The organism is Leptospira fluminis (assembly GCF_004771275.1).
Lineage (GTDB): Bacteria > Spirochaetota > Leptospiria > Leptospirales > Leptospiraceae > Leptospira_B > Leptospira_B fluminis.
Genome location: NZ_RQEV01000008.1, coordinates 40,715 through 53,626, shown reverse-complemented (window position 1 = coordinate 53,626; position 12,912 = coordinate 40,715). Strand labels below are relative to the sequence as shown.

Genomic DNA, 12,912 nt, shown 5'->3' with positions numbered 1-12,912 from the left:
ACGAACTCGTGAACTTAAACGAAGAATCCCTGAAAAAGATCGCAGACCTGGCTAAACTTAGGATACGCTCCGAAGAGGTCGGACCGTTTCTCCAAGATTTTAATAAAATACTAAATTATGTGGATACGATCAAGGAACTGGACGTGAGTTCCATCACGGAGGACGATCTGTATCCGGACTTGGGAAATTCGGTGCGCCATGACAAGATCGAATACGGGTTGACCCGCCAAGAGATCGAATCCTTTGCCCCTAGCTTTCAAAACGGCTATTTCGTCGTACCGAAGGTGATCGAGACATGAAAACCCTCTGGAAATTGGATTATTCTCAGGTAAAAAGCGGACTTAATTCGGGGGAATTTACTCCGACGGAATTGGCGGAATCCCTTTGGGAAAGAATCGAGGCGGTCGATCCGAAAATAAAGGCCTTTCTTTCCTACGAAAAAGAGTTCGTACTCAAAGCCGCATCCGAAAGTACGGAAAGGAGAAAAAACGGAAAGCCTCTCTCCGAGTTCGACGGCATTCCGATCGGGATCAAGGATAATATCTGCGTGGCGAACATGCTGACCACTTGCGCTTCCCGCATTCTGGAGAATTACCGTTCTCCCTTCAACGCGACCGTGGTGGAACGGCTCTTGGAAAAAGGGTTCGTGCTATTTCCAAGAACGAACATGGACGAATTCGCTATGGGATCTTCCACCGAAAATTCGGCTTACCAAATCACTACGAATCCCTTCGATACGACTCGGATTCCGGGAGGTTCCTCCGGAGGATCCGCCGCTGCCGTTGCCGCTTCTATGGTTCCGGTCGCCTTGGGATCGGATACCGGCGGATCCATTCGCCAGCCAGCCTCCCTATGCGGGATCTACGGACTGAAACCCACGTACGGAACCGTTTCCAGATACGGGTTGGTGGCGTACGCGTCTAGTTTGGACCAAATCGGACCTCTGTCCAAGGATTTGCAGGGAGTCGTGGATGTGTATTCCGTGATCTCCGGAAAGGACCCGAGAGACGCTAGTTCCAGGAATATTTCCCCGTACGATCCTTCCAAGCAGCAATCCGTGAAGATTCAGGGTTTGAAGTTGGGAGTCATGAAAATGACTTCCGAAATCTCCCCGGAAGTGGCAAAAGCATACTCCGAAGTTCTGGAGAAATTAAAGGCGGAAGGGGCCGAGCTGGTCGAATTGGATTTTTCGAAATTGGGTTCTGCGATTCCGATCTATTACATCATTGCGACCGCGGAATGTTCCTCGAACCTTTCCCGCTTTGACGGTATTCGTTTCGGGTCCAGAAAGGATCTCGCGGGAAAATTGGAAGATTTGTACGTGTCCAGCCGCAGTGAAGGTTTCGGACCCGAAGTCAAAAGAAGAATATTATTAGGTACGTTTTCTCTCTCTGCGGGGTATTACGACGCTTACTACGGGAGAGCCCAGAAGGCGAGGGTGCTCATCCGAAAAGAATACGAAGGATATTTCTCCAAAGTGGATTTGGTATTACAGCCGACTTCTCCCACCACGGCGTTTAAAATCGGAGAAAAAACCTCGGATCCGATCCAGATGTATAAGGCGGATATACTGACCACGTCCGTGAATTTGGCGGGAGTTCCCGCCATGTCTCTTCCGATCGGAAAGGACTCCCAAGGGCTTCCGATCGGGTTGCAAGTGACGGGACCGGTGCTGGAAGAAGGGAAAATATTCTCGTTTGTGCAATCTCTCTCCTCGCGGATCGATCCTAAGATCGACTTACCGGATACGATCCGATGAGCGAATTGACGGCTCGAATCATTCCCTGTCTGGATATCAAGGACGGGCGCGTCGTCAAAGGTGTTAATTTCGTGAATTTAGTGGACGCCGGAGATCCGGTCGAGTCCGCGGTCGCGTACGAGGCCAATCTCGCGGACGAACTCTGCTTCTTGGACATTACCGCATCCAGCGACAAGAGGGATATTCTGATTCATCTTGTGGAAGCGGTCGCCGAACGCATTTTTATCCCGTTTACCGTGGGTGGGGGAATCCGAACTTTGGAGGATGTAAGGGCGGTCTTGGAAAAAGGAGCGGATAAGGTTTCCATCAATACTGCCGCATACCAGCATCCGGAATTACTTACGGCTTCCGCAGAAATTTACGGGTCGCAATGCATCGTTTGTGCCGTCGACGTGAAATTCCACAAGGAAAGGGATAGATACGAGGTGTTTCTCCACGGGGGACGCACGGAAACGGGTAGGGATGCGCTCGATTGGGGCAGGGAAGCCCAGGAAAGAGGCGCCGGAGAAATCCTGCTAACTTCCATGGATCGCGATGGGACTAAGAAAGGATTCGATATCGGCCTTTTAAAATCATTTTCTTCTAATTTAGAAATACCTGTTATTGCCAGCGGTGGGGCGGGAAATCCGGAGCATATGGTGGAAGCCATACTGAGGGGAAAAGCGGACGCGGTTCTCGCAGCGTCCATTTTCCATTTCGGGGAATACACCATTCAGGAAACCAAAAAGAATATGAGGGAAATGGGGATCAAAGTCAGGCTTTGAGCCCGCATCCCGATTTTCGTCCTTCCGTTTTTTTAGAGACCGTTGGTGTAAGTGATCACGGTGGAAAAGAAAGATTGGACGGCGGCAGTACTGGAAGGGTTGGCCGGATTTCGGAAAGACATCTGGGAATGATCGAACGCCGACTGCGAGAATCTCCCTGCCACCGGATTGCCGTAGAGTTGGCCGGAATAGGCGGACACGATTCCGTCCGTGTTCGGAAACTGAGGGCTGGTCGAATTCAGTACGAGGCAACCGCTGGCATAAATCACATCGTGCCCCGAGCAGGATCCGGCCAAGTCTCCGTAGTAAACGGACACCTTGGAGTCCCTGAAGGTCTGCCCCAGTAGACTTTCCAGATAAGGATTGTAGGACCCTGAAATCGTTTGGCCAGGAAGCGGATTCGAACCTAAAGTGCCGCCGTTCGTATAACCTAAATCCTTTCCGCCAGGAGTGCCAGTGACGAATCCTACGATACTTCCTATCGAGGAAAGATCGTTATTCTGGTATTGAGGAGAGGCAAAGGGGGATCCGTAGTAAGGAGTTCCTAGGCTGACGATATTGTCTATGACATCCTTCGTGTTGTTGGGATGGTAAAGGGCCGCCCTGGATACTAAGCCGCCCATGGAGTGCGCCAGGATGATTACCTTGTCCGCCGTGGCAAAATACGTATTCAGAGTATCGATGAATCTTCTTCCGTTATTGGCGACGTAATCGGAGGTTCTATAAGTGAAAACGTATATTTCATAATTAGAATATACATTGGACACGTTGTTGTCGGCGAATTCCAAGGCCTGGTTCCAAGTGCCGAGAAGTTTCGTCACTTTCGTGTATTTGTCGGTAGGCGGATCCGTGTTCCGTTCCGTAAAATCCCAACCGTGAATGAAGATCAGTTTCGTTTTTCCAGAAACCTGTCCGACGGAAGGATCGCCGAAAAAATCCGCGTTGATCTGGGACTTGGTGGCCGGTACCGGACTTAGTATATTGACGTAACGATACAATGCGTGGTTCGTTTCCGTATAATATTCGAAAAGGATATAATTGATCAGTTTGTCCGTGGCCGATTCGTGATGATGGGGCGTTAACTTGGCTTTTAAATCGTGCACGTTGCAGGAAAAAAAGCCGATCGAAATGAACAGGATAAGCCAGATCCCGTAGGAGAGGTGTCCGAACATTTCTTAAGAGTCGCACGATTCGTAGAACTTTCGCAAGCAGTAAAAACGGGAGGACGGGGTAGAAAAAAGAGGGTTCCGATGACGAACGGATTACGGAAGAGGGCGATTCTTGAGTCTGTCCAAGACGATACCGGTCGCCACTGTTACATTCAGAGAGGAAATATGACCGTGAAGAGGGATCCTTAAAACGAAATCGGATTTATCCAGAAGGATCCTTTTGACTCCGTCCCCTTCGTTTCCCATCAGGATGACCAGGTCCTCCCATGCCGGAACCTTGGACCAATCTTCGCTTCCTTGGTCGGCGGTCGATACTACCCAAAAATTCCGTTTCTTTAATTTGTCCAGAAGTTGGGCTAGGTTCCCTACGCGAAACACTTGCAAGTAGGCCAGGGCTCCGGAGGCGGTTTTTTCCACCACAGGTGTGATTCCGGAAGATTCTCGATCCGGGATCAAGACGGTCTCCACTCCGAAACATTCGGCCGTCCTAAGTATGTTTCCCAAGTTGCCGGGGTCTTGGATCCGGTCAGGAATCAGGATCGGCCCCTTACAGGATTTCAAATGTTCTTCGAAGGACTTTTTATCTCCGCTGTGAAATAGAATCCTTTGGGCGATGATTCCCTGGTGGTTGCAACCCGGAACGAGTTGGTCCAATTTGCTTAACGAGACTTCGTTGACTTTGACGTGTTTCGGAAGGCGTTTCAGGATTTCTCGTAATTCCTGGTTAGGGTTCGCTTTTACCCAGACTTCCTGGAAAGAAAGTTCGGATCCGAACTCTAGATGTCGGATCAGGTTTTCGGAGATATTCCTCTTACCGTATATAAAATCCGATCGACTCACTTTCTTCTCCACCTCAATCCGTCTTTCGTGTCTTCCACTACGATTCCCAGTTCGTTTAGCCTATCTCTAATTTGGTCGGAAAGGGCAAAGTCCTTGTTCTTTCTGGCTTCCTGTCTTCTTTGTACGAGTTCGTCTATCTCGGAGTCCAAGGTTTCCGGTTTCCGCTCGAATTCCAGGATTCCGAGTATTCCGTCGGCTTTGCGGAAGAATTCCACGGCCTCTTCCGCCTGCGGAGCCGTTAATGCCCGTTTGTCCAATCTTTGATTCAAAGATTTTACCGCTTCATACACGCAGGCCAGAAATTTAGAAACGTTCAGGTCGTCCGCCAAAGAATCCAGCATTTGCTCCCAAAGTTCCCGGGTCGGAATCGGGGAGGCGTCCCGGAACGAGAAACTCGGCGTCTCTTTCTCCGTTAGCAAACGATCGAGGCAAGTCTGCAAACGCTGGACGGCTTGGTTCGCTTCTTCCAGACGATCGAAGGTAAAATTCAATTTGCTCCTGTAATGCGCTCCTAAAAGTAGAAAGCGAAGCGCTTTCGGATCGGCTCCCTTTTGCAGAAGGTCTCTGAGGGTAAAAAAATTTCCTTTGGATTTGGACATCTTTTCGCCGTTCACGAGCAGGTGTTCCGAATGGAGCCAGTACTTTACGAAAGGCTCGTCCGGATACGCGCCTTCACTCTGTGCGATTTCGTTTTCATGATGAGGGAAGGTGAGATCTACACCTCCCGTGTGAATGTCTATCCCGGAACCGTAGATTTTACGGATCATCGCGGAACATTCCAGATGCCATCCCGGTCTACCTTTGCCGAGATCCGTATCCCAGAATGCTTCCCCTTCCAGCTTCGGGGATTTCCATAAGACGAAATCGCGCACGTCGTCTTTTTCGTACTCGTCGGTGTCGTACCTGGTGCCGGTCTTCATTCCTGTCGAGTCGATATGGGAAAGCTTGCCGTATTCCGAAAATTTCGAAATAGAATAGTAGAGACTTCCTTCCTTTTCGTAGACCAGACCCCTTTTCTGCAAAAGATGAATGATCTCCACCATCTCGGGGACGGAATCCGTCGCCTTCGGATAGTGTTCCAGCCTTTGGATTCCCACGGTTTCCAAGTCCTGAAAGAACGCCTCCGTCCAAGGACGAGTGAATTCCTGGATGTTTTGTCCGGAAGAGATGGATTCTCGAATGATCTTGTCGTCTATGTCCGTGATGTTCATGGTCATCTCGGCGCCGAATCCTAACGCACGTAAGGAACGACGTAACAAATCCACGAATAAAAAGGCGCGTAGGTTTCCTATATGTGCGAAGTTATAGACCGTAGGGCCGCAGGAATAGATCCGGACCTTATTTTTGTCTTCGGGCAAGAAAGGTTCTTTCTTCCCGGTAAGAGTGTTATGGAAGCGAACTTCTCTCATTCGGAAATCAGGATTTCTTTGGCGAATTCCAGATTTGCAAGATTTTGTTTGTCTCCCGCAACGCCCGCCTCGTTGCCTTCCGTCGGATACACTTGCATTCTTTTATCGCCTTGTATATGATTGAAAAGTGCAAAGACGGACTTCGGATGGGAGACCCTGTCCTCCATTCCGACGGAGACTAACGTAGGAACCTTGATCTTTTTGGAAAAATTCAAGGTATCGAAGTAGGAAAGATTTTTACGCAAAACCGTCTTCTTGGATTTCGAAGCCGCCAACTGTTCGGACACTTCCTTGGTCCAATTCGTTCCCAATTTCAGTTGGGCATCCTCGATATAACAGAAGTTAGGCGTTTCCAGGATGATTCCTTTTACCCGATTGGAATGCGCCGCTCCGAAGAGGGACATGGCGGCACCTAAGCCCTTTCCTGCGAGAACGATTTTTTCCCCGTCGATCCCGTCCGTTAACCTCAAAAACTCTATGGTTCGGATGACGTCCAGGTACATCGCTTTTAGGAAAAACGATTCTTTCGCCTCCAGACCTTTGCGGAAATAACCGGGAGTCCAGTCCGGATCGGGGAGTTCCCCTTCCTTCAATACGGGGCGAATGAGTTGGGCCCCGTGACCTCTCAGGTCCAGGATCATTTGCGCGATTCCCGCCTCCGTCAATCCTTTGATGATCTGGGGACGATCTTTGGCGTAATCATGAAAGTACACCAATACGGGAAGGTCTCCCCGTTTCCGCGGAATGACCAAGCTTCCCGTCAAAGTAGCGTTTCCGTAGGATTGGAAGGAAATATCGTAAATGGTTTCTTTGAGTATGGTTCCTTTTAACAAGGCCTTGGTCTGGTTTTTGACCGGAAAACCTTTGAGTTCCCGAATCGCTTCCGTCCAAAATTCGTCCAGATCCGCCGGAGGCTGAAGAGTAGGGTAAGTCTGGAAGCATTCGTCGAAACTGATAGCCATTAGGGATACATCGTTTTCACTTTAACGGGGGTGTAAAGTGATCTTTTGCGGAATACAAAGTCTGAAGGAGCAGGACCGCTATCGTCATGGGACCGACTCCGCCCGGTACCGGAGTGTAGTAGGAGGAAATTTCTTTGGCTTTGGAAATCTCTATATCCCCTACGTTTCCGGGATTGTATCCCGCATCGAGTAGGACCGCACCCGGTTTGATCCAGGAAGCTTTTACGAATTCAGGTTTGCCCACGGCGCCTACGACGATGTCGGCGTTACGGACGATCTCTTCTAAACCTTTCGTTTTAGAATGACAAAGTGTGACTGTGGCGTTCATTTCCGTTAGGAGCATAGCCATCGGTTTTCCTAAGATCGGCGATCTTCCGACCACGGCTGCCTGTTTTCCTTCCGGAGAGATTCCGTATTCCCGTAATAAAAGGATCATACCGTAGGGGGTACAGGGGAGAAATGTCTCCACTCCCATAGAAAGTTTCCCGAAAGAAAGGGTGGTCACTCCGTCCACGTCCTTTTGTAAGGAGATCCGATCGAAGGCTGCGCGTTCGTCGATTTGGTGGGGGCAAGGGTGCTGCAATAGGATTCCGTGTGTGTTCGGATCCGCGTTCAACCGGTCGATGACTTTCAAAAGTTCCTCGGTGGTCGTGGATTCCGGCAGTTCGATTTTTTCGGAAAGCATTCCCACGGAATGACAGGCTTTTACTTTCATACTGACGTAGGTTTCGGAAGCCGGATTATTCCCTACGAGAATGGTCGCTAACTTCGGGGGTTTTTTCCCTGCCGCTACCATCTGTCGGATTTCCTCAGCGATCGAATCTTTGATTTTCTGGGAGAGTTTTTTGCCGTCTAACAGCCTGGGATCCATAGAATCAGGATTTCCTTTCGTCCTTGAATGTCATTCCAAAATAATCCTTTTCAGTCCTGCCTCGGAGCTAAAATACGATCCATGTCCGAACCCAAAACGATTTCCTTAAACGAACTTTCAGAATACCGGGGACAGCTCGTGACGATCCAGGGCTGGGTCCACGGGATCAGGGGCTCGAACGCTAGGCAATTTCTAAGCCTTAGGAATTCGGGGAGAATTCTGCAAGTCCTCGCGGAAAAGGAACTTCTGGCGGAAGAGACCTTTTCCGAAATCAAACATCTTAAGCAGGAAACTTCCCTGTCCGTGACAGGAAAGCTGGTAGAGAACGAAAAATCTCCGATCGGATACGAATTGATTTTGGAATCTTTTCGGAAGATCGGAGAGTCGGAAAATTATCCCATTACTCCGAAAGACCACGGAATAGATTTCCTATTATCCCAACGTCATCTTTGGTTGCGATCCAGTCGTCAACTTGCCATTTTGAGAGTGAGGGACGAGTTGTCTTTCTCCATCCGGAACTATTTTCACGAACGCAAATTCACCTTGATCGATACTCCCATATTGACCGGATCCATAGGGGAATCCGCGGGGACCCTTTTTTCCACGGAGTACTTCGATTTAGGGAACGCGTACTTGGCGCAAACGGGCCAGCTTTATCTGGAGACGGCCATCTTCGCGCACAATAGGGTATATTGTTTCGGTCCTACCTTTCGCGCGGAAAAAAGCAAAACCAGGAGACACCTAACGGAGTTTTGGATGTTGGAAGCGGAGAGCGCCTTCGTTTCCCACGAGCAAAACATGGAATTGCAGGAAGACTTTATCAAGACCGTCGTAAAGCAAACTGTGCAGGCTTGTCTTCCGGAACTGAAAGTGTTGGAACGGGATCCGGGGCCTCTATTGGAATATATGGAAAGACCGTTTCCTAAGATCGATTACAAGGATGCGCTGGAATTTCTGCGATCGGAAAAGGAAGACATCGTGTGGGGAGACGATATCAATTCGGAAAGGGAACAGATGTTGGCCCGAAAATACGGAGGACCGGTCTTTATACAAAAATATCCTAGGGAAGCCAAGGCGTTTTATATGAAAGTGAATCCGGAGGATCCTCGCACGGTCTTAAACGCGGATCTCATCGCCCCCGACGGAGTGGGGGAAATCATCGGAGGTTCCGAACGGGAGGAAAATTATTCCAATATTATAAAAAGATTGGAAGAGGAAAAACTGCCCGTGGAGTCGTACGAATGGTATTTGGAATTGCGTAAGTACGGCTCCGTTCCGCATTCCGGATTCGGGCTGGGATCGGAAAGGTTGATCGCCTGGATTTGCGGCCTTTCGCATATCCGCGAATGTATTCCGTTCCCTCGGATGATGGAAAGACTCTATCCTTAAATATCTTCCCTTCGGAAACGGTTTTTCTTTCGAAAAAAAAACGCTGAAAATCGAAATCCTCTCCGATACCAGGAATAGAGGATAGTATCACTATGGCCAAGAGTTCAGCGATTTCCCATTCCGTATCTTTGGAAGAATCCGTGTGGGAACTTTTCGAAACCGGGGCATACGAGGAAGTTTCCCTGGCCGCAGAACGGCACCCCACTAACGTTTTTATCCATCACTTAAGTGCGATCAGCCAGTTCGAAACGGGTGCCGATACCGCGAATAATTTCCCGTTGGAAGGAAAGACGGTATTGACCCCGCTTCTCGGAGCGTATCTCCATAGGTCCAACGGAAGACCGAGAGAAGCTGCGATTCTGTTTCACGAATATTTCAAAGCCTCCTCCTCTCCGATTTCCTATTCCATTCTAAAGACGGGAATCAGGACTTGCGAAGAAGCCGGCAATTACAAGTTCGCTTTGGATCTGATCCAGATCTACAAGACTCTCTTTCAAGACGATTTCTTTGCGGGATTGGAATTCTTTTCCTTGTACCATATGCGTCGTTTCGGAGAAGCGCTCGAATCTTTTAAAAGAAACAGCCTTGTTCTCCGGGAAGACCGGGATGTTTTGGCGGCTCTGGGGCTTTGTCTCGTTCATTTGGGAAAGTTCGAAGAGGCTAAGGAAATTCTGGAAAAACTTCCGGGCGCCGGAGAAATTCCGAGTTACGAGGATAAGGTAACCGAATACGAGCCTATGATCCGAAACATTCCGAAATACGAAAAAAGGAAGAAACAGCTTTCCGAAAAGGAACTTTTGGATCTAGGGTATGCCTATCTTTTTTCCCAATCCTATAAGAAAGCGGAGGAAGTCTTTACTTCCCTTGTTTCGCAAGTAAAATAACCACTTTCCCTTTCCGCAATGCCTCTCTCGTTTTGGGAGAGGCAAGGATCCTTTCTCCGTCTTCGTTCGAAATCACCAGATCCACGGGATACTTTCCGGAAACGGACAAGGCTGTCGTCAGGTACGGTTTGTCACCGGAAATCCCCCGTGTCATCGCTTCTTTCGGATCGGAAAGATAGATCGCAAAACCGTTATTCGTCACGGTTCCTTTTTTCAGGAAAAGAGGAGAATACAAGGTCACCCCGTCCTCGTTGCGTATTTCGGGGAAAAGTGCCGGCTCTACGGGTAAATGTCTGGCGTCCACGATGAGTCCCGTATAGGAATCCGTAGAGAGAAGGGCCGGATGAAATTCGGGAAACGACTCCGAGGAGTAGGGAAGAAGTAGATGGGAATAGATTCCTTTCGCACCTTTGAGGGGAAGGATTCCGGTGGCGATCAGGCGATTTTCCCTGTACCGATTTTCGATTTCTATAGGATCCTTTTCATACAATTCCTGGAAGATTTCGCGGAACGTCTCGTCTTTGCCGATTTTTTCCTTCAATAATTGGTTCGAATCCAATCTTAGGTTTTCCATTCCCCGAAAGAGGTATTTCTTCAGGTCCTCGCGTAACGCTTCTTTGGCGATATTTCTGGCTTCGGTGAGATTTTTAGCGGTTCCTTCCCGATTGTACTCCGGATCATCCGGATGAAAGACGATCCGCGGAAGCTGTCTTTCCACAGTTTTGCGGATCTCTCCGTTTTTCCAATCCGTGATCGTATCCGTTTTGTCGGAAGATTCCCAGGCGGAAAGAGGAGGAAGGAAGGACCATAACGTCAGAGTCGAAAATGCAAAAACTAGAGCGGGAATTTTCCTCGGATTCATTTCAAAGCACCTGTCGCATATTTCGGTAATTTTGAATATTCCGATTTCAATTCGTCCCAGGACGGGATCCGTTTTGCGGGCGGAAGAGCGGAGATCAGATCCTTTCCGTAGGATTTCGTCCAAATCCTGGAGTCCAGCAGGCTCACGATCCCGGTGTCTCTCTCCGATCGGATCAATCTACCGAAACCTTGCTTCAAGATCGTGGTAGCGTAGGGAAGCTGGAGATCTCGGAAAGGATTCCCACCTTGCTCCTTCCATTTTTCGCTCCTGGCTTCCAGAACCGGATCGTTGGGCGGTTGGAAGGGAAGTTTGGTCAAAATCACGGACCTAAGCTTGTCTCCTCGGATATCCACTCCCTGCCAAAACGTGGACACACCGAAGAGAACGGAATTTTCCGTGGAAAGAAACGCGTTTTTAGCCGGTTCGGATCCAAGTTCGATTTGGGAAAAAATCGGAAACCGGGACAACGGCCGTACTGTCTCTAATATTTCGTTTAAAGAACGATTGGAGGTGAAGAGTACGAACGTGTTTCCTTGGGTCAGTTCGATCAATTTGAGAATATAACGGGAAAGATCCGCGGAATTCCCCTCCGGATTTTCCGAAGCGTCCCTTACGTCTTTCGGAAGAAAGAGTAAGGAATGTTTTTCGTACGGGAATGGAGAAGGAACGATCCTGGATTTGGAGGAAAGATCCCCTATTCTCCGGCTGAAGTATTTTAAATCCCCACGATTCGTGGCTAGGGTGGCCGAGGTGAATATGATGCTTTCCGTCCTAGGTTCCAGGACTTCCCTTAGGATGCTTTCCGATTCCAACGGCTGGGTCAGGAGTTTAGGGTAGATTTCTTTCGTTTTTTGGTTCGGCGGATCCGCCCAATACACCCGCTCGCCTGCGTCCATGGTGCGAAACAAATGCAGTCCTTCCGCTACTTCTCCGATCCGCTTGGCTAGCATTTCGATTTCCAGGGCGATTTCCTTTTCCTCCAACTCTTCGCTTTCTTTGCTGTATTTCTTTCCTTCCTGGAGAAGGGTCTGTTCCAAGGAATCCAACAAGGATTCGAAGGCACCTCCGTCCATTTTCAATACCTTACGGATTCTTTGGGAGCCGTAGAAATTCAAAGGAAGTTCGCCGGCAATGGAGTTGAAGCAATGAAATAGCTTTTCTCCTGCTTGTGTCGTAAGGTCGTTGATCCTAGGGGAACCGAGGCGCACTGCTAATCCGGATTTCTTTTGGGAATTCCAGACTTGTTGGAGCAACTTTTGGATTTCGCCGGAAGACAACTCGATACGAAACGCCGACCCCAAGGTTTCCGGAAAATGATGGGCCTCGTCTATCACCAGTTTGGCGAATTCAGGAAGAATGTTAAAATCGGAAGCGATATGTGCCGCGAGCAGGTGGTGGTTGACAATCAGGATCTGGGCCTTCTGCCATTTGGCTCTTTCCAAAAAGTAAAAGGAATGGGAAAAGTTCGGGCAATTTCTTCCTAAACAGGAATCCGCTTCCCGGGTAACCTTATTCCAAAAATCGAATGAAGAAAAACCGTCGTATTCCTGTCTTCTTCCGCTCTCGGTTTTGGAAGTCCAATTCTTGAAGAACTCCAGATGGTCCAGCATTTCCGGACCGAAGGTTCCTTGCGTGAGAACGTTTCCCAGTTTCCTCTTGCACACGTAGTTTGAGGCTCCCATCGCGATTTCCGCACGGATTTCCTGGCCTAGGATTTCTGAAACGAGAGGGATGTCTTTCCGGACGAGCTGGTCTTGGAGAGCCTTGGTTTCCGTGGAAATGACCACAGTTTTTTGGTTCTCCAGGGCGGATAGAGCGGCGGGGATTAGGTATGCTAGGGATTTTCCTACTCCGGTTCCCGCTTCCACGATCAAGTGTTTGGCTTCCCGGAAAGCGCTTTCCACAGCTTCGGCCATCTGGATTTGGCCCGGTCTGGACTCGAATTCCGGCCAGATTCTGGAAAGTTTGGAGAATTGTTCCGCTACGGTTTCCAAATGAAATCC

The 12,912-nt window shown here is 49.1% G+C and carries 12 protein-coding genes; 5 read left to right on the top strand and 7 right to left on the bottom strand.

What is annotated here, in order from left to right; genetic code table 11:
• The first annotated feature begins 8 nt into the window (after window positions 1-8).
• The 3 genes from gatC to hisF are packed head-to-tail and all read left to right on the top strand — an operon-like array spanning window position 9 to window position 2,523.
• Window positions 9-299 carry an Asp-tRNA(Asn)/Glu-tRNA(Gln) amidotransferase subunit GatC gene (gene gatC, locus EHO61_RS07115; RefSeq protein WP_135812936.1) on the top strand — a complete coding sequence of 97 codons (291 nt, stop codon included), beginning with the start codon at window positions 9-11 and terminating at the stop codon, window positions 297-299.
• Window positions 296-1,759: an Asp-tRNA(Asn)/Glu-tRNA(Gln) amidotransferase subunit GatA gene (gene gatA, locus EHO61_RS07110; RefSeq protein ID WP_135812935.1), complete on the top strand. Its 1,464-nt coding sequence runs from the start codon at window positions 296-298 to the stop codon at window positions 1,757-1,759. Before gatC ends, gatA begins: the two co-directional genes overlap by 4 nt.
• Window positions 1,756-2,523, top strand: a complete 768-nt coding sequence (hisF, locus tag EHO61_RS07105; RefSeq protein WP_135812934.1) for an imidazole glycerol phosphate synthase subunit HisF — start codon at window positions 1,756-1,758, stop codon at window positions 2,521-2,523. The genes gatA and hisF overlap by 4 nt, the downstream gene beginning before the upstream one ends.
• A gap of 32 nt (window positions 2,524-2,555) precedes the next feature.
• On the opposite strand, the gene EHO61_RS07100 is transcribed toward hisF, so the two are convergent.
• The 5 genes from EHO61_RS07100 to folD form a co-directional block, all read right to left on the bottom strand.
• The gene (locus EHO61_RS07100) at window positions 2,556-3,695 is read right to left on the bottom strand and encodes an esterase/lipase family protein (RefSeq protein WP_135812933.1); all 1,140 of its coding nucleotides are present in this window, start codon (window positions 3,693-3,695) and stop codon (window positions 2,556-2,558) included.
• Between the two features lie 90 nt (window positions 3,696-3,785).
• Window positions 3,786-4,544, bottom strand: a complete 759-nt coding sequence (gene rlmB, locus EHO61_RS07095) for a 23S rRNA (guanosine(2251)-2'-O)-methyltransferase RlmB (RefSeq protein WP_210415315.1) — start codon at window positions 4,542-4,544, stop codon at window positions 3,786-3,788.
• Complete coding sequence (cysS, locus tag EHO61_RS07090; RefSeq protein WP_135812931.1) at window positions 4,529-5,941, bottom strand: cysteine--tRNA ligase; 1,413 nt, start codon at window positions 5,939-5,941, stop codon at window positions 4,529-4,531. The genes rlmB and cysS overlap by 16 nt, the downstream gene beginning before the upstream one ends.
• Complete coding sequence (locus EHO61_RS07085) at window positions 5,938-6,903, bottom strand: acetylxylan esterase (protein ID WP_135812930.1); 966 nt, start codon at window positions 6,901-6,903, stop codon at window positions 5,938-5,940. The genes cysS and EHO61_RS07085 overlap by 4 nt, the downstream gene beginning before the upstream one ends.
• 16 nt (window positions 6,904-6,919) lie before the next feature.
• On the bottom strand, window positions 6,920-7,774 hold the full coding sequence (gene folD, locus EHO61_RS07080) for a bifunctional methylenetetrahydrofolate dehydrogenase/methenyltetrahydrofolate cyclohydrolase FolD (RefSeq protein WP_135812929.1): 855 nt from the start codon (window positions 7,772-7,774) through the stop codon (window positions 6,920-6,922).
• 81 nt (window positions 7,775-7,855) lie between these two features.
• On the opposite strand from folD, the gene asnS reads away from it, so the two are divergent.
• Window positions 7,856-9,163 (top strand): asparagine--tRNA ligase, encoded by a 1,308-nt coding sequence (asnS, locus tag EHO61_RS07075; RefSeq protein WP_135812928.1) that lies wholly within the window; start codon window positions 7,856-7,858, stop codon window positions 9,161-9,163.
• A gap of 92 nt (window positions 9,164-9,255) precedes the next feature.
• Window positions 9,256-10,047 (top strand): tetratricopeptide repeat protein, encoded by a 792-nt coding sequence (locus EHO61_RS07070; protein ID WP_135812927.1) that lies wholly within the window; start codon window positions 9,256-9,258, stop codon window positions 10,045-10,047.
• Here EHO61_RS07070 and EHO61_RS07065 read toward each other — a convergent pair.
• Window positions 10,019-10,909: a hypothetical protein gene (locus tag EHO61_RS07065; protein WP_135812926.1), complete on the bottom strand. Its 891-nt coding sequence runs from the start codon at window positions 10,907-10,909 to the stop codon at window positions 10,019-10,021. The genes EHO61_RS07070 and EHO61_RS07065 overlap by 29 nt on opposite strands.
• Window positions 10,906-12,903 (bottom strand): ATP-dependent DNA helicase, encoded by a 1,998-nt coding sequence (locus EHO61_RS07060; RefSeq protein ID WP_135812925.1) that lies wholly within the window; start codon window positions 12,901-12,903, stop codon window positions 10,906-10,908. The genes EHO61_RS07065 and EHO61_RS07060 overlap by 4 nt, the downstream gene beginning before the upstream one ends.
• Between the last annotated feature and the right edge of the window lie 9 nt (window positions 12,904-12,912).